At 61.0% G+C, this 21,304-nt stretch carries 21 protein-coding genes, 1 tRNA gene and 2 pseudogenes; 16 read left to right on the plus strand and 8 right to left on the minus strand.

Annotated elements, in window-relative coordinates; all coding sequences use genetic code 11:
* Positions 1 to 518, plus strand: a pseudogene (locus RFM98_RS14970) (hypothetical protein); the annotation flags it as partial.
* Positions 519 to 1,396: 878 nt separating this feature from the next.
* Here RFM98_RS14970 and RFM98_RS14975 read toward each other — a convergent pair.
* From RFM98_RS14975 to RFM98_RS14990, 4 genes and pseudogenes are all read right to left on the minus strand, one after another.
* Positions 1,397 to 1,618 carry a hypothetical protein gene (locus tag RFM98_RS14975; RefSeq protein ID WP_320251623.1) on the minus strand — a complete coding sequence of 74 codons (222 nt, stop codon included), beginning with the start codon at positions 1,616 to 1,618 and terminating at the stop codon, positions 1,397 to 1,399.
* Positions 1,619 to 1,767: 149 nt separating this feature from the next.
* A complete protein-coding gene (locus RFM98_RS14980; RefSeq protein WP_320293020.1) occupies positions 1,768 to 1,992 on the minus strand; it encodes a hypothetical protein in 225 nt (74 codons plus the stop codon).
* 195 nt (positions 1,993 to 2,187) lie between these two features.
* The gene (locus RFM98_RS14985) at positions 2,188 to 2,334 is read right to left on the minus strand and encodes a hypothetical protein (protein ID WP_320251631.1); all 147 of its coding nucleotides are present in this window, start codon (positions 2,332 to 2,334) and stop codon (positions 2,188 to 2,190) included.
* Positions 2,328 to 2,557: pseudogene (locus RFM98_RS14990) on the minus strand (IS6 family transposase); the annotation flags it as partial. The pseudogene RFM98_RS14990 and the gene RFM98_RS14985, both read right to left, overlap by 7 nt.
* Positions 2,558 to 3,372: 815 nt before the next feature.
* On the opposite strand from RFM98_RS14990, the gene RFM98_RS14995 reads away from it, so the two are divergent.
* Both RFM98_RS14995 and RFM98_RS15000 read left to right on the plus strand, forming a co-directional pair.
* The gene (locus tag RFM98_RS14995; RefSeq protein WP_320212920.1) at positions 3,373 to 3,597 is read left to right on the plus strand and encodes a hypothetical protein; all 225 of its coding nucleotides are present in this window, start codon (positions 3,373 to 3,375) and stop codon (positions 3,595 to 3,597) included.
* Positions 3,579 to 5,300, plus strand: coding sequence for an outer membrane protein (locus RFM98_RS15000; RefSeq protein WP_320309605.1), 1,722 nt, complete (start codon positions 3,579 to 3,581; stop codon positions 5,298 to 5,300). The genes RFM98_RS14995 and RFM98_RS15000 overlap by 19 nt, the downstream gene beginning before the upstream one ends.
* A 417-nt stretch (positions 5,301 to 5,717) precedes the next feature.
* Here RFM98_RS15000 and RFM98_RS15005 read toward each other — a convergent pair whose 3' ends face one another.
* Positions 5,718 to 5,855, minus strand: coding sequence for a hypothetical protein (locus tag RFM98_RS15005; RefSeq protein WP_320309606.1), 138 nt, complete (start codon positions 5,853 to 5,855; stop codon positions 5,718 to 5,720).
* Positions 5,856 to 6,116: 261 nt separating this feature from the next.
* On the opposite strand from RFM98_RS15005, the gene RFM98_RS15010 reads away from it, so the two are divergent.
* The 12 genes from RFM98_RS15010 to RFM98_RS15065 all read left to right on the plus strand — a co-directional run bounded on the left by RFM98_RS15010 (position 6,117) and on the right by RFM98_RS15065 (position 18,006).
* A complete protein-coding gene (locus RFM98_RS15010; protein WP_320309607.1) occupies positions 6,117 to 8,147 on the plus strand; it encodes a conjugal transfer protein TraG in 2,031 nt (676 codons plus the stop codon).
* Between the two features lie 117 nt (positions 8,148 to 8,264).
* Positions 8,265 to 8,678 (plus strand): CopG family transcriptional regulator, encoded by a 414-nt coding sequence (locus RFM98_RS15015; protein WP_320309608.1) that lies wholly within the window; start codon positions 8,265 to 8,267, stop codon positions 8,676 to 8,678.
* The gene (gene trbB, locus RFM98_RS15020; protein ID WP_320309609.1) at positions 8,675 to 9,643 is read left to right on the plus strand and encodes a P-type conjugative transfer ATPase TrbB; all 969 of its coding nucleotides are present in this window, start codon (positions 8,675 to 8,677) and stop codon (positions 9,641 to 9,643) included. Before RFM98_RS15015 ends, trbB begins: the two co-directional genes overlap by 4 nt.
* A gap of 11 nt (positions 9,644 to 9,654) precedes the next feature.
* Positions 9,655 to 9,966: a TrbC/VirB2 family type IV secretion system protein gene (locus tag RFM98_RS15025; RefSeq protein WP_320223734.1), complete on the plus strand. Its 312-nt coding sequence runs from the start codon at positions 9,655 to 9,657 to the stop codon at positions 9,964 to 9,966.
* A complete protein-coding gene (locus tag RFM98_RS15030; protein WP_320223733.1) occupies positions 9,963 to 10,235 on the plus strand; it encodes a VirB3 family type IV secretion system protein in 273 nt (90 codons plus the stop codon). Before RFM98_RS15025 ends, RFM98_RS15030 begins: the two co-directional genes overlap by 4 nt.
* Positions 10,229 to 12,679, plus strand: coding sequence for a conjugal transfer protein TrbE (gene trbE / locus RFM98_RS15035; RefSeq protein ID WP_320309610.1), 2,451 nt, complete (start codon positions 10,229 to 10,231; stop codon positions 12,677 to 12,679). The genes RFM98_RS15030 and trbE overlap by 7 nt, the downstream gene beginning before the upstream one ends.
* The gene (gene trbJ / locus RFM98_RS15040; protein WP_320228080.1) at positions 12,676 to 13,401 is read left to right on the plus strand and encodes a P-type conjugative transfer protein TrbJ; all 726 of its coding nucleotides are present in this window, start codon (positions 12,676 to 12,678) and stop codon (positions 13,399 to 13,401) included. Before trbE ends, trbJ begins: the two co-directional genes overlap by 4 nt.
* 30 nt (positions 13,402 to 13,431) lie before the next feature.
* The gene (gene trbL / locus RFM98_RS15045; protein ID WP_320309611.1) at positions 13,432 to 14,754 is read left to right on the plus strand and encodes a P-type conjugative transfer protein TrbL; all 1,323 of its coding nucleotides are present in this window, start codon (positions 13,432 to 13,434) and stop codon (positions 14,752 to 14,754) included.
* Positions 14,755 to 15,486 carry a conjugal transfer protein TrbF gene (gene trbF, locus RFM98_RS15050; RefSeq protein WP_320309612.1) on the plus strand — a complete coding sequence of 244 codons (732 nt, stop codon included), beginning with the start codon at positions 14,755 to 14,757 and terminating at the stop codon, positions 15,484 to 15,486.
* Positions 15,476 to 16,504 carry a P-type conjugative transfer protein TrbG gene (gene trbG, locus RFM98_RS15055; protein ID WP_320309613.1) on the plus strand — a complete coding sequence of 343 codons (1,029 nt, stop codon included), beginning with the start codon at positions 15,476 to 15,478 and terminating at the stop codon, positions 16,502 to 16,504. The genes trbF and trbG overlap by 11 nt, the downstream gene beginning before the upstream one ends.
* Positions 16,505 to 16,515: 11 nt before the next feature.
* Positions 16,516 to 17,739, plus strand: coding sequence for a TraB/TrbI/VirB10 family type IV secretion system protein (locus RFM98_RS15060; protein ID WP_320228084.1), 1,224 nt, complete (start codon positions 16,516 to 16,518; stop codon positions 17,737 to 17,739).
* A 3-nt stretch (positions 17,740 to 17,742) separates the two neighbouring features.
* Positions 17,743 to 18,006 carry a DUF2274 domain-containing protein gene (locus tag RFM98_RS15065; RefSeq protein ID WP_320228085.1) on the plus strand — a complete coding sequence of 88 codons (264 nt, stop codon included), beginning with the start codon at positions 17,743 to 17,745 and terminating at the stop codon, positions 18,004 to 18,006.
* A gap of 150 nt (positions 18,007 to 18,156) precedes the next feature.
* Here RFM98_RS15065 and RFM98_RS15070 read toward each other — a convergent pair whose 3' ends face one another.
* Positions 18,157 to 18,426: a hypothetical protein gene (locus RFM98_RS15070; RefSeq protein ID WP_320223725.1), complete on the minus strand. Its 270-nt coding sequence runs from the start codon at positions 18,424 to 18,426 to the stop codon at positions 18,157 to 18,159.
* On the opposite strand from RFM98_RS15070, the gene ftsZ reads away from it, so the two are divergent.
* Complete coding sequence (ftsZ, locus tag RFM98_RS15075; RefSeq protein ID WP_320228086.1) at positions 18,416 to 19,408, plus strand: cell division protein FtsZ; 993 nt, start codon at positions 18,416 to 18,418, stop codon at positions 19,406 to 19,408. The genes RFM98_RS15070 and ftsZ overlap by 11 nt on opposite strands.
* Positions 19,409 to 19,486: 78 nt before the next feature.
* Here ftsZ and RFM98_RS15080 read toward each other — a convergent pair whose 3' ends face one another.
* Complete coding sequence (locus tag RFM98_RS15080; protein WP_320265763.1) at positions 19,487 to 20,806, minus strand: integrase; 1,320 nt, start codon at positions 20,804 to 20,806, stop codon at positions 19,487 to 19,489.
* Between the two features lie 114 nt (positions 20,807 to 20,920).
* Positions 20,921 to 21,010 (minus strand) — tRNA-Ser (locus RFM98_RS15085).
* Positions 21,011 to 21,304: the final 294 nt, after the last annotated feature.

The raw sequence follows: 21,304 nt of genomic DNA on the forward strand, positions 1-21,304 counted from the left end.
CCGGCGCGCGCCATACAACGCCGGCCGAGGCGTCGCACCAGGCTTCCGTCGTTCAGCAAACGCGCCGCCGCAAGCGCGGCCGCGAGCACCCGGACGAGGTGCTTTTTGCCGCCTACCGTGCCGAGGCGGCTAAAACAGCCAAGGTGGGTGAAAGCTCGATTGCTGGCGATATAGTGGCGCTGCGCAAGTTCAGCAAATGGCTTGACGAGAACCACCAGAGCCAAATCAACGGTCGGATTGAGGACGGGCAGCTGGTCGGTCTGGTGAAGGACTTTGCGGGCAACGATGCCGTACTGCTGGGCGACACCAAAGTGGCGTTGGAGCACAAAGACATCGCAATTATAGCCGTTCTGCTGCTGGGTGATACGGGTGGGCTCCAGGTGGGCTCCCAGCCGTCGTGCGAGCTGTGCCGCGGGCTGGTCGTTGAGCCGCCCGGCGGAGTCTTGACGGCACGCGGGTGCTGGTCAGGCGACTGGGGCAAAGGCGGCAGCCAGGCAGGCTGCACCTCGACAACCTGAGGCACTCCAACACCGACTCGGTCATAGGGCTGTTACACAGGAGTCGCACTGCCGATCAGCCAAGCCTCCGATCAGTCCCGAGCCGAGCTAATGGCTTCCTTCAGAAGCAGAGAGCAATCTGACGCGGGGCGTTGAGTCTCGGTCGCTACCGTCAAGTAGATCAGCTATACGTGGGAGTGTCTGGCGCTGATCGCCGACACCTCGCTGTCGGGGCTACGCGTCGTGCGCGAGCTCGACACCATCATCCGCTGGCCGGTGATCCTATTTGGATCGTAGTCGGTGCAAGCCAGGCGTGATGCCGCGCGATCTGGCATCCTGGGCGGATGGTGTCGAAATTCCTGCTCGACGCCTATATTTGCTGAGTGAACGGCAGCGCGCTAGCCGGAGTTCCCCCCTTTGCGGCGTCCGCATAATACGCTTTTGCCTCTGCTTCGTCGGCAAAGGACCGCGTTGCGCGCGACTGGCTCGTGGCACGCTTGCGGTTCATGACGCGCCAATGGTGGAATGGTGCGAAGTGCGGGAAGCACTGAACGAGTGGCATTCGCAGAGCCCCGTCTCCACGGTACGCCTGATGCTCGTGCAGAACCTGCTGACGGCTGCGATTACGCGCGCGCCGGCCTGAGCGGAGGTAGCGCTGGCGCTCATGCGCGGACCGGACGCCGTCGCGACGGCCATGAGCGCGGAGGCGACGAAGGTTGTTGATGCCGTGGCCGCGGACGCTGCCGGCGTCGACGTCGCCAACATCAAGGCACGGTCCTCGAATTCGTGGACGGTGAGACAGCTGCTAGTGCGGCGGACAAGATTGCGGCCAAGCTGCAGACCTCAGTCAACGAGACAAGGGCCCTGGCCCAGGCACTGGTGCCCGACGACGGTCCGGCTCATCGACCGTACGCGACGCGAAAGATGAGGCGAGCACCGCCGAATCCGTCGGCATCGGCAAGCTCATCGAAATTTCCGACACCGACCTCGACGCGCTCGCGCGTGTCGCGCAAAGCGAGGTGGCAATCTTCGCCAGATTTGGCGATGACAGTTGCGCGGCGGACTCGTTGCCGTTGACGAGCCGCTCCGGCCGTTTCCTTCAATTGCGTTTTCTGGTTCATCCGTAAGTGAGCCGGGAATCCTGATCACCAGTTGCGCCGCGCACCATCGAAAAGTACTCGATTCAGTGCCGGCGACTTCCTTGTCGGGACGAAACGCGAAGTTGGTTCAGCAAAACCTTCAAATCATAGCATCGGCTATCGGCGCAATCTCAGTAGAACTGGCACATGCCGGCTGCGCTCGGCGTTGGTCGAGGAAGCGCGTCAATCCGCCGGGCTACTTCTCGGCCGCGACCGTCTCGTTGAGCACCGTGGCTAGATGGCAGGCCGCCGAGCGCCAGCTGCTGCACGACGACAGGCGAGAGATTGTCGAAATAGGCGTGGTCGAGGATCACCACATGCGGGTTGTCCGCCTCGGTCGACGTGCCCCTGGGCAACGCGCGATAGCGTCCTCCGCTGTTGGGTGGCAGGCGGCCAGCCTAGAAACGGCGACCAGGGCGTGTCGCATCCAATGTCACACGTTCCGTCTCTGCGCGCCACCTTGAACAGTCAGCCCTGTCGAGGTTCGCTTCAGGCAGTGGCGACGGGGGTACCCAGCGGCCGAGATGAGGCACGACACAATGCCGTTTGAATTACCCGAGCTCGTGGATCGCAACGTTGGGAATGATCGCCTTGGCGATGTCGCATAGGTGCTGCTCATGGGTGAGATAGATCACCTGACCGACGTTGGCCATTTCGCCGAACAGCCGGAAAACTTCCTCCGATCTGAGATGAGCCACTGCTTCTTGCCATTGATGGCCACCACACGTTCGTCGAGATGCCATTTGTCGCCCAGGCAGTTGGCTGACCGTCGCTTGATCTCCGGGCGAAATGCCGTCCGAATTTCTCCGCCCAGCTTCGAATGGTGTGATGCGTGACGATGATACCGCGGGTCGCCAGCATGTCCTCAACCATGCGCAGGCTGAGCGGAAGGCGAAAGTAGAGCCATACTGCGTGCGCAATGAACTCGGCGGGAAAGCGGTGGCGACGATAAGCGGATCATGAGCAACTTTCTGACATCGTCCATGTACGCACATTCTTCATCAGCCGTCAGTTAACTTTACGGGGCCTTCAGATCACCATGCTGAAGCAGAAGAAATTACCAAGGGCTCTAATCGCCTGGATGACAGTTCAGCGGCAGGACAAACCTAACAATTGTCCCACACACGACAATTGTGCGCCCTGTGGGTTGAGGCTCGTGCGCGAGAGCCATTTATCGATAAGCGACTGGACCCTATGGAACTTCTGAGTTTCTTCGAACCCCTTTACATATGTGGCACGAAAGTTGCTGTTCCTCCTTGCAGCGTGCTGACACCAGGAAGCCTGGCGTACGGCAACATGACTGGAGTGGCATCCGCCAAACCAGTTCACGTACTCATACGGAAAAGGAATGCACCATGCAGAAGAAGATCGCAGAAACCACCACGGTCATCCGTACGACCGGCACGGTCTAAATGACCTAGCAGAGAGGCAATGCGCCACTGTCCTCAATCGAAAACGGCGAGCAATATGGTCGATTTTGTACAGTCGAATGCGTTTGCGTTGATTTCGGAGGCGGTTGGCGCCCACGCAATTACATCGGCGTGCTTTATGCGACGCTGGGCAAGCCTGGTGGCGATGCGCCGGACTATCCTGGATAGACCAGCGGATCAGATCCTGATGGGTAGACATCCGCTGTTTTTTTTTGGGGCGCCGCGTCATTGGCGCGGTACCGGATCGCCGCCACATGGCCAAAATCGCAGCTTCGGGCCGATTAGGCCGAATACGCAGCCGCGTTCATGGCCAAAGCGGGCACGTCTTCTCGGCCTGCCGAACGCGATCCAATTTGTCGCCTAGATGACATCGCCATCGAAAAGCGCTGGCAAGGCGAGTGGCTCAAGCTGGCACGGGTTTTGCCCAGCGGTTGTTGGAGCGGCGCCACGACCGCCAGCCTTGGGAGCTTCGTTGCCGATCGCGTCATGCGTCGTTTGTTTAGTGAGGTGAAATGCGATCTGGAGTTCTAATTTGGGGCGGGGCAATAGTTGCGTTCGCCGCATGCGGTGCAGCCAATTCGGCCAATCTCAACAGGATGTCCGAGCCGGGACCGGCGGTCTGGGACTGGACCGGAGGATATATTGGCGTCCACGGCGGCGGAGGCTATGGCGGCACGTCCTTCAGTGATCCTTATGGCCCATCGATTTATGGAGACGTCGTCAGCACTCCGGTGTTCATGGCCGGAGGCCAGCTCGGCTACAATTGGCAAAGAGATAGGTTGGTATTCGGCGCCGAACTCGACGCGAGCTACGCTGTCTCCGACGGCACAAACAGCTGTTTTGCCTTCTCAGGCACTGCTGTAATAGACACCTGCCATGCAGGTCCGAACTCCTTTTTCACAGCGACCGCACGTGCCGGGTACACGTTTGGCCCGCAGGGCCAAATGCTGGCCTACGCCAAGGCAGGCGTAGCTTGGCAAAACAATCGTGGCGAGATCGCCAACAACAACGAATTTTTGATGCAGGACTCCCCTGGGTTCGGACGGCACACAACACATTTCGATTATGGTCGCTTCGGTTGGAGTCTCGGAGCTGGTGTTGAGCAAGCGCTCTCGCCTGATTGGTCTGTCAAATTCGAGTACGACTATATGGGTTTTAGCGGGACGCGTTTAACGACTCCTTCGACCGTACAGTACCCACCTCTTGGAATCGTCTCCACCAGCAGCAGCAATTTATCAAGTAGCTATCACGTGGGAAAGGTCGGCCTGAATTACCACTTTGGCGTTTACCCGCGATCTATGGGACGGAATGATACACTACTCTCGGACGGGGCGACAGAAGCCAAGCCTATTGTATATACAGGCGATTGGTCCTTCGAGGGTGGCTCACGGGCCTGGCTCAGCCGGGGGATATTTCAGTGGGATTACATCCTTGCGCCACCAACACTTGGGGATGAGAGCATCCCCAGCTCTAGGCTGACGTACAGGGGGTTGGACGGCATTTCGGGCGAATTTTTCGGACGCCTTGATAGCCCCTGGGGGATATTCTTGAAGGGCAACATTGGCGCCGGACGCTTCGACAAAGGACGGATGAACGACGAAGATTCGAGCATTGACAAACTCGCCTACAGCAACACCTTACACGGCCAAGCAAATGGAAAGTTCGCGTACTATACGGCTGATGCGGGCTTCAACTTTCTGCGCGGTAGCACCTATAAACTGGGTGCATTCGTCGGATGGACCTATTACGGCCAGAAGTCGGATTCGATCGGATGCGTGCAGATCGCTTCGCCGTTCGGTCCATGCCAGGTGCCAACACAGCCTCTGATCACTGGCCGCCAAGAATCCGATTGGAATGCGCCGCGCATCGGCCTTTACGCCGAGACTATGCTGCTTGAGCGCTGGCGTGTGAGCGCAGATGTTGCTTACCTGCCGTGGACGGACTTCCGTGGTCGTGACGACCACCTTCTTCGGGCCAGACCAACTTTCTACGATCAGCGGGGGCAAGGTGGCGGGGGCGTTCAGGTCGAAGGAGCACTATCCTACTTCTTCAACAAGAATTTCAGCATCGGCATTGGTGCCCGGTACTGGGCAATGTGGACGAAGAACAACAGCAATGTTACCTATAACTGCATCTGCGATGACGTCGGCAAGATTGATAAGCAGCCTGCTCTTGCTAAGTACAGCATGGAGCGGTGGGGCACGTTCATAGAGGCCTCCTATAGGTTTGACTGAAACGTATATTTATGGCTTGAAGTCTGTTTAAACAGCTGTTGCCGCAAAGAGCACCCGATTGCGCGGTGTTGCAGCTGGGGAAGGCTTCTCCCCAAACTTGAAGAGGGGTCGCATGGGAGGCAAAACCTCAGGCCGAGTGCCAAAGACGACAGTTGGCGACCTATCGGTCGTTTCACATTGGTCAATCCTGCACGATGGCAGGTGCGACGCGCCTTCGCCGCGCCTCCAGGTCACCGGCGCTGCGGATGTATCATGTTGATCCGGGGGGACGCTCCTGCTTTCGAGTTAGCGTCATGTCGGGTTACAAATGGTCGGCAATGCCAGGAGCGGCCCGCACAAACGCTCTGCTCGGGACTTGATCGAACAGAAACTTTGCCAGATGTCCTCTGGACAGTTTCATGCCGTAGGAACCAACCGCTAAGCCGCCATCGGCGGGACCGTCCTTGAGGAATGGAATGCGCACCAAGTCCAGTCGAGGTCGGAGCCTGCAATCAATTCGCCGGTCGCCTTGATGTCTTCGTAGGAACTCCGTGCGATCACCTTGAAGAGCGTCACCAAAGCCTCCGACTTCAAGTCGAAGCCATCTTCTGCATCGCGGTAGCTCGCGGTCGAACCTGACTAAGCCGCAGGACATTCAGTTCGTCCATGACCGAGATCACGTTGCGGTGTCCATTCATGACTCAACACTGGAACGACCGGCCGATGACGGTTGACGGCAATACATAGCGAGTCATCGCATCCAATCGTACGTGAGGCGCATTCGTAACTGGGCCTGGCCGCGCGATGCTATGTTGCGTTGTCCAGCGAGCCTAGCCAATGACGCCCACGAAGCTGTTAATCGGGCAGATCGCCGTCGTGTTCGCGATGGTCATTGCTGGCGTATGGACGGCAACGCAATGGTGCGCCCACATGCTGAGCTATCAACCGCAACTAGGCGCGCCATGGCTTGTCGCGGCCGGCTGGCCGATCTACAGGCCGTGGAAACTTTTCGAATGGTGGTTCCATTTCGACGCCTATGCACCTGAGGTCTTCGACAAGGCCGGTGCGCTTGCCGGTGCCAGTGGCTTCATTGGCTGCGCGGCAGCAATCGCGGGCTCGCTTTGGCGCGCACGACAGCGCGGATTGGTCACGACCTATGGTTCCTCGCGGTGGGCCATCAAACAGGAGATCGAGCAGGCTGGGTTGTTTCGATCGGTCGGAGTTTTCCTTGGCAAATTGAAGGATCGGTATCTTCGCCATGATGGGCCGGAGCATGTGATGGCCTTTGCTCCGACACGTTCAGGCAAGGGAGTCGGATTGGTTGTCCCAACGCTTCTTTCCTGGACCGGCTCGGCCGTCATTCACGACATCAAGGGCGAGAATTGGCGACTCACCTCAGGTTGGCGATCGAAGTTCTCATACTGCCTTTTGTTCAATCCGACCGATCCACGATCGGCGCGCTATAATCCGCTGCTGGAAGTGCGCAGGGGCCCGAATGAGGTCCGAGACGCCCAGAACATTGCCGACATCTTGGTCGATCCGGAAGGCGCGCTCGAACGGCGCAATCATTGGGAGAAGACGAGTCATTCGCTGCTAGTCGGCGCCATCCTGCATGTGCTCTACGCCGAAGAAGAAAAGACGCTTGCCCGCGTCGCCACTTTCCTGTCGGACCCGCAACGCTCGTTTGCAGCAACTCTGCAGCGGATGATGACGACGAACCACCTTGGCAACGCGGAAAGACCCCAGGTCCATCCGGTCGTTGCGTCGGCGGCGCGCGAGGTGCTGAACAAGTCAGAGAACGAGCGTTCAGGCGTGTTTTCGACCGCCATGTCTTTTCTCGGCCTCTATCGCGATCCGACTGTGGCCGCGGTAACATCGGCCTGCGACTGGCGCATTGCCGACCTCATAGATGCCGAACGGCCAATGTCGCTCTATCTCGTCGTTCCTCCATCGGACATTTCGCGTACCAAGCCGCTGGTGCGACTGGTGCTCAATCAGATCGGCCGGCGGCTGACCGAGCACCTGGATGATGATCCGAAGAAGAGTCGGAAGCACCAACTGCTCATGATGCTGGACGAATTCCCGGCGCTCGGCCGCCTCGACTTTTTCGAGACGGCGCTGGCCTTCATGGCCGGTTACGGCATTCGCGCCTATCTGATCGCGCAATCCTTGAATCAGATCTCAAAGGCCTACGGCGAGAACAACGCCATCCTCGACAACTGCCACGTGCGAATTGCTTTTTCCTCCAACGACGAGCGCACGGCCAAACGCATCTCGGATGCGCTCGGCACAGCGACGGAACTCAGATCCATGCGCAACTATGCCGGCCATCGGCTCGCGCCCTGGCTTTCGCACGTCATGGTGAGCCGCCAGGAGACGGCGCGACCGCTGTTGACTCCGGGTGAAGTAATGCAGCTGCCGCCTTCTGACGAACTGGTACTGGTTTCCGGGTTGCCGCCAATTCGTGCGAAGAAGCTACGCTACTACGAGGATCAGAATTTCACCGAACGGCTGCTGCCTTCCCCGGCACTGAGTGAAGGTCCCTATGCCGATTGCCCTGCGTCGCGGCCGGACGATTGGACCGGACACTTGCGCAGCGTCGACCGCCGTCTTGCTGCTGACGACGAGAGCGCCGGCGCTGCAATTGACGATGAGGGTGGTATTCAGCAGCAGCGCCATCCTGGTCTGCCTGAAGAACAAACCGTCGTCGGCAACGAGCCTGATCAGAGCGATATGTTCGATCCCGCTGACGACGATAGCGAGACGGCCGCTGACAAGCGTGTCTTGGACCGGATTTCCACTGCGGCGCGGGCCTACGGCATCAACGAGGGCAGGGGCGAGGACAAGGACATCGTGCCCGGCTTCTGAACGCCACCTAAAGCCAAGCGTATCTCAGCGTAGATAACGACCATAAGCGATTTCGGGCTTCTGGCCGATGTTCGTTCCCGCCGCCGGCGTACCGCCGGCAAATCGGAACGAGCCGCCATGAAGCCGCACCGCATTCGCCACCAGTTTCTGCTCGAACCCGAGTTGAGCGAGAAACTAGACAACCTCAGCCGCGACCCCTCGACCACAAAATCCGCGATCGTGGCGAAGGCGGTCGAGGCTTTCATCGAGCGGCGGGGCGAGAATGAGCTCGACCGGCGCTATGGTGTGAGGCTCGATCGTCTTTCCCGCGACCTTGGTCATGTCAGGCGCGATGCAGAGATGATCCTGGAGAGCCTGGCGCTCTTCATCCGCTTTTCGATCACGCTCCATGCTCATACGCCGGTCCCCGACAAGGCAACGCAGGCGATTGCCCAGGAGCGTTTCGACAAATTCGTCGAGCAGGTCGGCCGGCAGATCGCTTCCGGGAAACGCTCGCTCGGCAAAGGGAATAGCGGGGGAGGCGAAGGATGAGCTCTCATCCCGAAGCCGACCATCGCCGGCGCGCGATGTTGCGCACCGCAATGGGCCCGGCGATCACCGAGGCGCTGGCAGATCCGTTGGTCATCGAGGTGATGGTCAATCCTGATGGTGCGCTGCGGCTCGACCGTCTCGGAGAAGGCCGGATCGACACTGGCGTGTCCATGCACCCGTCGGAAGCGGAGCGCATCATCCGTCTGGTCGCCTCCCATGTGCGCGCCGAGGCGCATGCTGACAATCCGATCGTCAGCGCCGAACTGCCGTCGGGCGAGCGCTTTGAGGGCCTGCTGCCACCGGTGGTGCTGGCGCCATGCTTTGCCATCCGCAAGCCGGCCGCAAAGCTCTACACGTTAGCCAACTATGTCGCAGACCGGATCATGCTGCAGGTGCAGGCCGATGTGCTGACGAAGGCGGTACGCGAGCGTCGCAACATCCTGGTCGCTGGCGGCACGTCATCGGGCAAGACGACCCTTGCCAATGCGCTCTTGGCCGAAGTCGCCGAATGCGACGAGCGGGTAATCCTGATCGAGGATACGCGCGAATTGCAATGTGCGGCCAAGGACTGCGTTGCCTTGAGAACAAGGCGCGGCTCGGTCACCCTCGCCGATCTCGTTCGCTCGACGCTGCGCCTTCGACCCGATCGCATCATCGTCGGCGAAGTCAGAGGCTCGGAAGCGCTCGACATGCTGAAGGCCTGGAACACCGGGCATCCCGGCGGCATCGCCACCGTCCACGCCAACTCGGCACGCTCTGCCCTCTATCGCATCGAGCAACTCGCTCAGGAAGCCGTCGTCACCATTCCCCGTCGCCTCATCGTCGATGCGATAGATCTGATCGTCTTCATCGCCGGGCGTGGATCCTCGCGCCGCATCGACGCGATCGCCGAGGTCACCGGTCTCGACGGCAGTGGCGACTACGCCGTCACCCAACTCACGCTTCCCCAACTCCAACAGTTCTGAAAGGCCAGTTCATGCGCAAGAAGCTTCGCTTTCTTTCGTCCGCCGCGCTCGCGTTCTGTCTTACGGCTCCAGCATACGCTGCCGGCTCTGGCATGCCGTGGGAACAGCCGCTGCAGCAGATACTGGAATCGGTGCAGGGACCGGTGGCCAAGATTGTCGCGGTGATCATCATCATCACCACCGGTCTGACCCTCGCCTTCGGCGACACGGCAGGCGGTTTCCGGCGGCTAATCCAGATCGTCTTCGGCCTGTCGATCGCCTTCGCTGCGTCGAGCTTCTTCCTCTCCTTCTTCTCCTTCGGCGGCGGGGCAGTCGTCGGATGAGCACTGGAGAGCAACATATTGAGGGCTTCGAGGTGCCGGTCCACCGGGCATTGACGGAGCCGATCCTGCTGGGCGGTGCGCCACGAGCGGTGGCAATCCTCAACGGCACGGTCGCCGCGGCGATAGGCCTTGGCTTGCAGCAGTGGATTGCTGGACTGGTGCTCTGGCTTGCTGGTCACACGCTCGCGGTCTTCGCGGCCCGCCGCGATCCGGACTTCGCCAGTGTGCTTGTCCGCCACCTTCGTCTGAGGGGGTGGCTTGCATGCTGAACCTGTCGGAATATCGCGGCAAAGCCGACCGGCTCGCCGACCATCTGCCCTGGGCTGCATTGGTGGCGCCGGGCATCGTGCTGAATAAGGACGGCAGCTTTCAACGGACGTTGCGGTTCCGCGGTCCCGATCTCGAAAGCGCGACGGAAGCCGAACTCATCGGCATTTGCGCCCGGGCGAACAATGCCCTGAGAAGGCTCGGTTCAGGCTGGGCACTGTTCTTCGAGGCCGAGCGCGTCGAAGCGCTTGGCTATCCAGCCTCGCATTTCCCCGACGCGGCCTCATGGCTGGTCGACGAAGAACGCCGCGCCGCTTTTGAGGGCAAGGTCGCGCATTTCGAAAGCCGGTATCACCTGACCGTGGTGTTCATGCCGCCGCCGGACAGCCACGCTCGGGCGGAAAGCGCGCTCGTCGATTCCCATCGTTCGCAGAGCGAAAGGGATTGGCGCCAGGAGCTGGCGCGGTTTCGAGATGAGACCAACCGCGTTCTGGATCTCCTGTCGGGCTTCATGCCCGAAGTGCGCGTTCTCGACGATGCCGAGATGTTGACCTACCTGCACGGCACCATCTCCACCCGCCGCCATGGTGTCGCGGTGCCGGAAACGCCAATCTATCTCGACGGCATTCTGGTCGATGGGCCGCTCACCGGCGGATTGGAGCCTATGCTGGGCGACCAGCATCTGCGCACGCTCACCATCCTCGGCTTCCCGAACCTCACCCGGCCGGGAATCCTCGACGCGCTCAACCACCAAGATTTTGCCTATCGCTGGATGACGCGCTTCATTCCGCTCGACAAAACGGAAAGCACCAAAACGCTGATCCGGTTGCGGCGGCAATGGTTTGCAAAGCGCAAATCGATCGTCGCGATCTTGCGCGAGGTCGTCACCAACGAACCCGTCCCGCTCGTTGACAGCGATGCCGACAACAAGGCGCTCGATGCCGACGAAGCACTTCAGGCATTGGGCGGCGATCATGTCGGCTTCGGCTATCTGACTACGACCGTGACGGTATTGGACGAGGACCGGCAAGCTGCCGCGGAAAAACTTCGCGCGGTCGAGCGCATCATTAATGGACTCGGCTTCACCACGATCCGTGAAAGCGTCAACGCGGTCGAGGCCTGGCTCGGCTCATTGCCAGGCCATGTCTATGCGAATGTTCGCCAGCCGCTCGTTCACACGCTGAACCTGGCCCATCTGATGCCGCTGTCATCTGTTTGGGCCGGCCCGACGGCAAACGAGCATCTCACAAAGGTCACAGAAGCAGAGGCTCCGCCGCTTCTCTACGCCGAGACGAGCGGGTCGACACCGTTCCGGCTTTCCACCCATGTCGACGATGTCGGCCACATGCTGATCGTTGGTCCGACTGGAGCGGGCAAGTCGGTTCTGCTTGCCCTGATTGCGCTCCAGTTCCGACGCTACGCCGGCGCGCGGGTCTATGTCTTCGACAAGGGCAATTCGGCGCGCGCGACAACACTTGCAATGGGAGGAGAGCACCACGCGCTCGGTGCGGACGGCGCGCTTGCGTTCCAGCCGCTGCGCGAAATCGGCGACCAGGCTGCCCGCAGTTGGGCGGCCGAATGGATCGCCGGCCTCATTGCCCATGAGAACGTCACCGTCACGCCAGAGGTGAAAGAGGCGGTCTGGTCGGCGCTCACCAGTCTTGCCACCGCGCCGGTTGAGGAGCGCACGCTGACCGGCCTGTCGGTCCTGCTTCAGTCCAACGCCCTGAAGTCCGCTTTGATGCCCTACACGCTCGACGGTTCCTTCGGCCGGCTGCTTGATGCCGATCATGATCGGCTGGCCTTGTCCAATGTGCAGTGTTTCGAGACCGAGGAGCTGATGCACAGCCAAGGCGCTGTGTTGCCGGTGCTCACTTATCTTTTCCATCGTTTGGAAGAGCGGTTCGACGGACGGCCGACACTGCTCATGCTCGACGAAGCTTGGGTCTATCTCGACAACCCGCTCTTCGCCGCCCGCATCCGCGAATGGTTGAAGGTGCTGCGCAAGAAGAACGTGTCGGTCATCTTCGCCACGCAGTCGCTTGCAGATATCGCCAGCTCTGCGATCGCGCCGGCAATCATTGAGAGTTGCCCGCAGCGCATTTTTCTCCCCAACGATCGTGCCGTGGAACCGCAGGCTAAGGCAGCCTACGAACGCTTCGGTCTGAACGAGCGGCAGATCGAGCTGGTCGCTCGCGCCACACCGAAGCGGCAGTACTATCTGCAATCGCGCCGTGGGAACCGACTCTTCGAGCTCGGCCTCGGCCCGATCGCGCTTGCGCTTTGCGGTGCCTCCGATCCTGCCAGCCAGACCCTAATCGATAGCGTGCTGTCCAAGCACGGGCAGGACGGCTTTGCCTCCAACTTCCTCAATGCACGCGGCCTCGACTGGGCCGCCGAGCTTCTCCGGAAATTCCCTCAACCAGACAAGGAGCAATCGTCATGATGCGGCGCCGTTTTCTCTCCGGCCTGATCACTCTTTCCCTGATCGCCAAACCGTTGGCTGACTATGTCCGGCCAGCCTATGCACTCATCGTGTTCGATCCTTCGAACTATGCGCAGAACGTGCTGACAGCGGCGCGTTCGCTGGAGCAGATCAACAACCAGATCCAGTCGCTTCAGAACCAGGCGACCATGCTGCAGAACATGGCGCGCAACCTCCAGAGCCTGGATTTCTCTTCCGTTGGCCAACTTACCGGTTCGCTCCAACGGATCGACGGTTTGATGGACCAGGCGAGCGGCCTGAGCTTCGATCTCGACAAGCTTCAGGACCAGTGGCGACAGCAATATCCCGAAAGCTATGACGCCACGATCAAGGTCAGCGACGTGGCGAGCGCCGCGCGTGAACGCTGGCAGAGCGCCATGCAGGCGTTCCGCCAGACCATGGGCGTCCAGTCGCAGATCGTCGAGAATGTCCGCAGCGACGGCGATCTTCTTGCCGATCTCGTCAATCGCAGCCAAGGCGCGGCCGGTGCGCTTCAGGCTAGCCAGGCGACCAACCAACTGATTGCGCTGTCGACCAAGCAGCAAATGCAGATCCAGACGCTGCTTGCCACGCAGTTCCGAGCCGAGGCCGAGGATGCCGCGCGCAAGGCGCAGTCCGAGGAGGCCGCCCGTCAGACGACGAAGCGCTTCCTGGGCACCGGCACGGCCTATCCCGGCAACTGATCAACAGCTCTTCACAACGAGGAAGGCGGCATGAACGACCTAGGGGTCATCGATCGCTTCATGGAGACGTTCATCCGCTACATCGACAGCGGGTTCGGCCTGCTTTCAGGCGACGTCGCCTTCCTCACCACCACCCTGATCGGCATCGACATCACGCTTGCTGGCTTGGCCTGGGCGCTCGGCGACGAATCCAACATTGTCGGCCGGCTCATCCGCAAGGTGCTTTATGTCGGCGTCTTCGCCTTCATCCTGAACAATTTCAAGAACCTCGCCGATATCATCTATCGGTCTTTTGCCGGACTCGGCATCAACGCGTCCTCCGGCAATCTCTCCGCCGACAATCTCTTGCATCCTGGGCGCATCGCCGCGACCGGCTTCGAGGGGGCCTGGCCGCTGCTCGATCAAGCGAGCCAGCTTCTTGGCTTTCCGGAAATCTTCGGCAACGCGCTCACCATCTTCGTGCTGCTCGTGGCGTGGTTCCTGGTCATCATCGCCTTCTTCATTCTTTCGATCCAGCTCTTCATCACAATCCTGGAGTTCAAGCTCACCACCCTGGCTGGCTTCGTTCTTGTGCCCTTCGCGCTCTGGAACCGGTCAGCATTTCTGGCTGAGCGTGTGCTCGGCAATGTGATCTCGTCAGGCATCAAGGTGATGGTGCTCGCCGTAATCGTCGGCATCGGCTCGACGCTCTTTGGCGAATTCGCTTCCGCTCTGCAAGGCAAGGAGCCGGATCTGGCGGCCGCCATGTCGCAGGTGCTCGGCGCGCTGGCGCTGCTTGGTCTCGGCATATTCGGCCCGGGGATCGCTTCGGGCCTTGTCTCCGGCGCACCGCAGCTTGGCGCCGGCGCCGCACTCGGGACCACGGCGGCCGCTGCTGGATCAGCGCTCGTGGCCGGGGGAGCTGCCTTTGCCGGTGCGCGCATGGCAACAGGCGGCGGTCTCGCCGCGATCCGAGCCGGCACGACAATGGGTTCGGCAGCTTCCTCGGCATGGCAGTTGGGACGTGCAACCTCGGCTGAGACTGGCCTGTCCGGTGTGTCTGCCGGAATGCACGGTGTGGCGGGTGCCGTGGGCGGCGCCGCGATGCGAGCAGCACGATCTGCCGCGGGAGGGTTCGCGCGCAGCGCCGATGCCGGGCGCGAGGCCGCATGGACCGCGACCGGGGGCGCGCCGACTGCGTCAATGACAGGAAACCCATCCGGCACGGCCGCGGATGCTGCGCCCGGCTGGGCAAGGCGCCTGCGTTCCGAACAGACCGCCCGTGCCCACCGCCACGCCGCCATGCAAGCCGTCCGTGAGGGCGACAGGCCTGGCGGCAGCGCCAATCCTTCTCTCAGCGACAAGGACGACTAGATGCTCTTCAAGCGACCCGTTCAACGTTACGGCAAGACGCCCGAGCCGGTTACTCCGTATCAGAAGGCCGCCCAGCTCTGGGACGAACGCATCGGTTCATCTCGGGTGCAGGCGCGCAACTGGCGGCTCATAGCCATTGGCTGCCTGGCGTTGGCAACGGGGCTCTCCGGCGGCCTTGTTTGGCAGTCGATGCAAAGCCGCGTTGTGCCCTATGTCGTCGAGGTCGACCGCTTCGGTGAGGCGCGCGCCGTGGCACCAGCGATCCGGGACTATGAGCCCACTGACGCTCAGATCGCCTGGCATCTCGGCCGCTTCATTCAAAATGTCCGTTCGATCTCCACCGATCCGGTGCTGGTGCGGCAGAACTGGCTGGCGGCCTACGACTTTGCCACCGACCGCGCAGCACTCTTCCTCAACGAGTACGCCAAGACGAACGACCCCTTCGGTCAGATTGGCACGCGCAGCGTGTCAGTGCAGGTGACCAGCGTGGTCAGGGCTTCCGACAGCTCGTTCCAGGTCAAATGGACCGAGCAGGTTTTTGAGCGCGGCAGCCTGGCCAGCACGATGCGATGGACGGCGATCCTGACCATCGTGATCCGACCGCCAAGCAATACCGATCAGCTCCGCAACAACCCGCTCGGCGTCTTCATCAACGCCATCGACTGGTCACGCGAGCTCGACAGCGCCGCGCCGACCTCCGTTTCTCCGAAGGAGCCCGCCAATGACAAATAGAGCCCCATCGTTCCGTACAGCACTGGTCCTGTCCGCGTCAGCAGTCGTCCTCTGCGCCTGCGCGTCGAAGCCGGTGCCGCCGCCTGAGATTTCGTATGATGCTGCCGACTTCAAACCGGCGACAATCGAGAGGCCGCCGGAGAAGCTGGTCAAGATCGTCGAGGTGCCAAAGCCGCTGCCGCTGTCCGGCCAGTTGCAGCCCGACCCGGACAAAGTCGCCGAGGACAAGCGCAACCCCGAAGAACGTGTCGCCGATGCCAACAAGGCGGCGACGCAGCAACCCACCAAGTATGGCTATGTCAACGCGGTCCAGGTCTATCCCTTTACCGATGGTGCGCTCTATCAACTCTACGCCGCGCCGGAGCGCGTCACCGACATTGCCCTGCAGCCAGGCGAGAAACTGACAGCCGTGTCCGCCGGCGACACGGTGCGCTGGGTGATCGGCGACACCGTCAGCGGCACCGGTGACAACCAGCGCACGCATGTGCTGGTCAAACCCTTCGCGCCGGGGCTTAACACCAACCTGGTGATCACCACGGAACGTCGGACGTATCACCTGCAGCTACAAAGCACTGACAAGACCGCAATGGCGGCCATCTCGTGGACCTATAGCGAGGACCAGATCATCGCGCTGCGCCAGCGCAATGCTCAAGCTGAAGCTGTCACGCCGATGGCGTCGAACGTCGCACTCGAGAATATTCGCTTCCGCTATTCGATCACCGGCGACACGCCGCCCTGGAGGCCGAGGCGTGCCTTCGATGACGGCAGCAAGGTCTACATCGAATTCCCACGTCGCATCGACCAGGGCGAGGCGCCGCCGCTCTTCATCGTCGACGCTGACGGAGGTAGCCAGCTCGTCAATTACCGCATGCGGGGCAACTACTACATCGTCGATCGTCTGTTCGCTTCGGCCGAACTGCGCCTCGGGACCAAGCAACAGCAGGTGGTGCGCATCACCAGAACCGACGGCCGGCAGCCGCCGCGGCGGATCTCGCTTTTTTCTCGTCTCGGCAGGTGAGGGGAGCGCCCATGACAGACACGTCCCATTCCACCGCTCCGCCGAAGCTTGATCCCGAGCAGCTGCAGTTGCGAGCATCGCCGCGACGCGCCGTCCGATTCAGGCGCGGCGTGATCATCGCTATCGCCGCGCTCGGATCGGGCGCCATATTCGGCGTTACCATGCTCGCGCTTCAAGGGCCGGCCTGGCGCATCAAGGGCCAGGCAGAGGACCGCTATAACACCGAGCGCAAGCCAACAGCCGAGGGGCTCGAAAACCTCCCCAAGGACTATTCCGCGATCAAGCCAAAGGTGCCTATGCTTGGACCACCACTGCCAGGCGATCTCGGCCGTCCCATCCTTGAGCGACAGCGCCAGCTCGGCATCGCGCCGGGGCAGGAAGTCTCTGCCGAAGAGCAACGCTTTGCCCAGCAGGCAATCGAGGCTCGCGAGTCGCAAGTCATGTTCCGGATCGACAATCGGCCGAAGCAGACAGATGTCGCGGGCGGCGGACAATCTGCCCAGCAGCCATTTGAGGCGCTTCCGCAAGCCGGTGCGACACGCGCGTCGGCTTCGGTTGTGTCAGCCGATGGCGACCAGAACAACCAACAGCGCAAGCTCGATTTTATCAGTCAGCGGGACACAAACGGAATCTACAATCCGCATGCACTGCAGACGCCGGCTTCGCCCTATCAGTTGATGGCTGGCAGCGTGATCGCGGCAAGCCTCATCACCGGCATCAATTCCGACTTGCCCGGTTTGGTAGTTGCGCAGGTCACCGAGAATGTGCACGACACTGTCACCGGTAGCATCTTGCTGATCCCCCAAGGCTCACGCCTGATCGGCACCTATGACAGCGTCGTCGCCTTTGGGCAAAAACGCGCCCTGCTGGTCTGGCAGCGCATTCTGCTGCCAGACGGCTCCTCCATCGAAATCGACAATCTGCCCGCCACAGACACCGCCGGCTACGCAGGGCTTGAGGACAAGGTTGATTTCCACACCTGGCAGCTGATCAAGGGAGTTGCGCTGGCCACATTGCTGGGTGTCGGCACCGAGTTGAGTTTTGGTGAAAACGAAAGTGACCTGGTCAAGGCGATCCGGGAATCCACTCAACAAAACGTCAGTCAAGCCGGCCAGCGCATCACCGAAAAGAACCTAAACATTCAGCCGACAATCACGGTGCGCCCCGGCTGGCCGCTCCGCGTCATCGTGCACAAGGATCTCGTGCTTCGGCCCTATCCAAGCTCGCAGGAGTAGGTGATGTCAAAGCTGAAGCTGGGAAAGCTCCCTGACCGAACACCTTCGAAAATCACCATCACCATCAGCGCGGACCTGAGCCAAGCCCTTAAGGACTATGCGACACTATACCGTCAAACCTACGGCGAGTCCGAGGCAGTAGGTGAGCTCATTCCGTTCATGCTGGTCGAGTTCCTGGAGGGCGACCGAGCTTTCGCGAAGGCCAGAAGGGAAGGCTTCCCAGCCACAGAAAAGTCGCGACGCCTGCCGGGTTCCGGTTCCGAGTAGTCGAAGCCGAGATAGGTCAAACCGGCCATGCGGCGCTCCGCAGCATTTCCCAGTTCTCCACCGCCTCTGGCGGAACTGGAGCGGTTTCTCGCTGTCGCCGCCTATTTGGTCGTTCGTCATGGCGAATCCTACACCCCGACCTTCGAACGGCTAGAGCAAGAGCTTGAGGAGATGCGACGGCGGCTCGGAAACCAAGACCGGGCTCGCCGCGTGCTGGCGGAACTGATGCAGAAAGGCGCCGAATATGAGGACGCTAGGACACCTGATCGTCTTAAGCTCGACCTTGAAGTCAGGCGCCTCCTCTGATTCCCTGATCGTGGTTGGGATCGCCTGATTCGCCTGCTCGCTGACCTGGCTCCGTGTGGTGCGCTCGGCAGTGTAGCCGGCGCCTTTGTAGGGAGAAACCTCAATGGCAGCCAAGCCGGAAATCCTCGAGATGAGGCCTAAGATTACCGTCATTGGGGTCGGCGGCGCCGGCGGAAACGCCGTCAACAACATGATCGCCGAAGGCCTGCAAGGCGTCGAGTTCGTCGTCGCCAACACTGATGCCCAGGCGCTCACCATGTCAAAAGCGTCTCGATTGATCCAGTTGGGTGCGCATGTCACCCAAGGCCTCGGCGCCGGGTCTTTGCCTCATGTCGGAATTGCCGCCGCCGAGGAATCGCTCGACGAGATAATGGGCCAGCTGATGGGAACGCATATGTGTTTCATCACCGCCGGAATGGGCGGCGGCACGGGCACCGGTGCTGCGCCCGTGATTGCGCGTGCCGCGCGCGATGCCGGCATTTTGACAGTGGCCGTCGTCACCAAGCCATTCGTCTTCGAAGGGAAGCGCAGGACACAGGCTGCTGAGGACGGGATCGAGCGCCTTCGTGAAAGCGCTGACACGGTGATCGTCATCCCGAACCAGAACCTGTTCAGGGTCGCCGACGCCAGGACCACGTTTGCCGACGCGTTTGCCATGGCCGACCGTGTTCTCTACGCGGGCGTCGGCTGCATCACTGATCTCGTGGTGAAAGAAGGCCTGATCAACCTTGACTTTGCCGACGTGAAGTCGGTGATGCGTGACATGGGCCGCGCGATGATGGGAACCGGCGAGGCTTCCGGAGAGGGCCGGGCAAGGGGGGCAGCCGAGGCCGCAATCGCCAATCCGCTCCTTGATGAGGCCTCCATGACCGGCGCCAGGGGGCTGCTCGTATCGATCTGCGGCGGGATGGACATGACGCTGTTCGAGGTCGACGAGGCAGCGACACGGATACGGGAAGAAGTCGATGCGGACGCCAACATTATCGTCGGCGCCATCTTCGACCACGCATTAGCAGGGAAGTTCCGGGTGTCGGTCGTCGCAACGGGCCTGCGTAACGACACAAACGTCGTACAGCTTGAGCAAAGGATCGCCTGAGACGAAGCGATTTCCGCGACAGTGGAATGCCGCGAGCCTAAGCGCTCCCGTTGGGCGGTCCCGAGAGAACGGGCGCCGCTAGCCTTTTGGCGGCTTGAAAGCAATCTTTTGAAGCCACTCGTGCTTCTGCATCAGGGACGGTCCGGCGCCATACTTCGGCCGGATCCATTTGTGCCCCATCAGGGAAGCGGTCACCTTCTCCGGCGCCTCGACAGCCGTTAGCCGGTCCTCGAAAGTGTGTCTCAGACTATAGAGGCTATGCTCCGAGGTAGGCAGCAGCTTCTTTTTGCCAAGCACTTTGTTGACGAGCGCCGACAGCGAAGCCGCCTTATCGCGGTATCGCGGAAAGCCATTCGGATGCAGCTTCATCACGTCAAGCGCGCAGCCGACCAGGGGGATATCGCGTGCGGAATGATCGGTCTTCAGACGGCGGCCATTGGGGCGCACCTGGACGTGCGGAATTTCGTGGTCGAGGTGGATAGTCTCTGCGGTGAGATTAGCCGCTTCGGAAAGCCTCAGTCCGGTATCGGCAATTAGATAGACAAGGTGGCGGGCCTCGTCATTCAGCCCGTCAAGCGCCCCTTCGGCGAGAATCTTTTCCTGCACGAACTGCTCGCTGAACGCTGCGCGCTGGGCTGCGACGGCCCCGGAAAGGCGAAGGTGGTGGAAAACTGGCTCCAGTTTGAGCTGGTGCGTGAGGTCGACAACACGCAGCATCTTGGAGATGTGGCCGATGTCCTTATTGGCCGTGCCGATGTCGAGGCCCCCTCCAACGACGCGCTTCTGCCACCATTCACGGAAGGCAACCGCATCCTCTCGCGTCATGCGAGCGATCTCCTTATCGCCGATGACGCCGATCAAGTTTGCGATCGCCCGCTTCTTGGGATTCCGCCACTTCTTTATCTGGTTTGGAGACATCGCCAGCAGGTTCTGTTGCTCGATTGCCTCGAACTCCTTGAGGAGCCCGCTCAGGCGCAGTGCCGGCCGCTGCACGCCGCCCATGACCGCCGCGACGTCCGCTGCGTTGTCGATGGCATTTCTATCGAGAAGCAGCTTCATGCGGGCTATGAGTTCGTCCAGCGGCCCCGCCGCCAGCTCCTCATTGGTTCGATAAGCCAGCCCGAACGATCGTGCGCGCTTCCTCGCTGCCTCGAAACGCAGAGCTGCCTCTGCGGACTGGCCGTCACCCAGTTTGCGCCAATAAGTCTCGAGTTCCGCGCCGAGACTTCGCACCGCATCGCGAGCCCTTACACCACGCGGATCGTCAGCAACTGCCACCCCGGTTGAAATGCGCACCAAGCCGCGGCGGTCGAACGACGCAAATTCCTTAGGCACCCGGCGCACGAGATACCAGATACCATCCCGCTTATGCGGGCGTGGCGCTGTAGATCGCCGCATTAGCTCACTCTAATGTTACACAGTTTGTTACACAGAATGAGATATGTTTCGATATCTGGCGGTCAAGGGCCGCAAGGAAGTTTTTGAAAACTAATGGTTTTTATGGAAGATAGCTGGCGGAGAGAGCGGGATTCGAACCCGCGTTACGGTTTCCCGTAAACACACTTTCCAGGCGTGCGCCTTCAACCACTCGGCCACCTCTCCGTCGCTTGCATCGCGCGTCGGCCGGTTTTGCCGCGCGGGTTGGGGAGATGCTCCCATGGGAAGTCCTCAACGGACTATCTGGTGTGCCTTCAACCGGTGGGCAACCCTTCCCTGCACCGCTAGCCGTCTAGGCAAACAGTCGCGGGGCTCATCTAGTCGATCCGAAAGCGAATGCCAAGCCATAATGGCATTGCGGCGGCTTTTGCCGCGGATGGCGCAAAGGCGGGGCTCCGGCGAGGCCGATGCGTTCGAATGATGTGCACAGGCCGGACGCCTCCGGCTGACCATGCTTGA

The sequence above is a fragment of the Mesorhizobium australafricanum genome, assembly GCF_033977265.1.
Lineage (GTDB): Bacteria > Pseudomonadota > Alphaproteobacteria > Rhizobiales > Rhizobiaceae > Mesorhizobium > Mesorhizobium australafricanum.

Coding starts and splice junctions, on each gene's coding strand:
- trbF (WP_320309612.1), top strand. CDS start 14,755: ATGCTCTTCAAGCGACCCGTTCAACGTTACGGCAAGACGCCCGAGCCG.
- ftsZ (WP_320228086.1), top strand. CDS start 18,416: ATGGCAGCCAAGCCGGAAATCCTCGAGATGAGGCCTAAGATTACCGTC.
- RFM98_RS15080 (WP_320265763.1), bottom strand. CDS start 20,806: ATGCGGCGATCTACAGCGCCACGCCCGCATAAGCGGGATGGTATCTGG.
- RFM98_RS15025 (WP_320223734.1), top strand. CDS start 9,655: ATGCGCAAGAAGCTTCGCTTTCTTTCGTCCGCCGCGCTCGCGTTCTGT.
- RFM98_RS15065 (WP_320228085.1), top strand. CDS start 17,743: ATGTCAAAGCTGAAGCTGGGAAAGCTCCCTGACCGAACACCTTCGAAA.
- trbJ (WP_320228080.1), top strand. CDS start 12,676: ATGATGCGGCGCCGTTTTCTCTCCGGCCTGATCACTCTTTCCCTGATC.
- RFM98_RS15000 (WP_320309605.1), top strand. CDS start 3,579: ATGCGATCTGGAGTTCTAATTTGGGGCGGGGCAATAGTTGCGTTCGCC.
- trbG (WP_320309613.1), top strand. CDS start 15,476: ATGACAAATAGAGCCCCATCGTTCCGTACAGCACTGGTCCTGTCCGCG.
- RFM98_RS15060 (WP_320228084.1), top strand. CDS start 16,516: ATGACAGACACGTCCCATTCCACCGCTCCGCCGAAGCTTGATCCCGAG.
- RFM98_RS15015 (WP_320309608.1), top strand. CDS start 8,265: ATGAAGCCGCACCGCATTCGCCACCAGTTTCTGCTCGAACCCGAGTTG.
- trbB (WP_320309609.1), top strand. CDS start 8,675: ATGAGCTCTCATCCCGAAGCCGACCATCGCCGGCGCGCGATGTTGCGC.
- RFM98_RS14995 (WP_320212920.1), top strand. CDS start 3,373: ATGGCCAAAGCGGGCACGTCTTCTCGGCCTGCCGAACGCGATCCAATT.
- RFM98_RS14975 (WP_320251623.1), bottom strand. CDS start 1,618: ATGAACCAGAAAACGCAATTGAAGGAAACGGCCGGAGCGGCTCGTCAA.
- RFM98_RS15030 (WP_320223733.1), top strand. CDS start 9,963: ATGAGCACTGGAGAGCAACATATTGAGGGCTTCGAGGTGCCGGTCCAC.
- RFM98_RS15010 (WP_320309607.1), top strand. CDS start 6,117: ATGACGCCCACGAAGCTGTTAATCGGGCAGATCGCCGTCGTGTTCGCG.
- trbE (WP_320309610.1), top strand. CDS start 10,229: ATGCTGAACCTGTCGGAATATCGCGGCAAAGCCGACCGGCTCGCCGAC.
- trbL (WP_320309611.1), top strand. CDS start 13,432: ATGAACGACCTAGGGGTCATCGATCGCTTCATGGAGACGTTCATCCGC.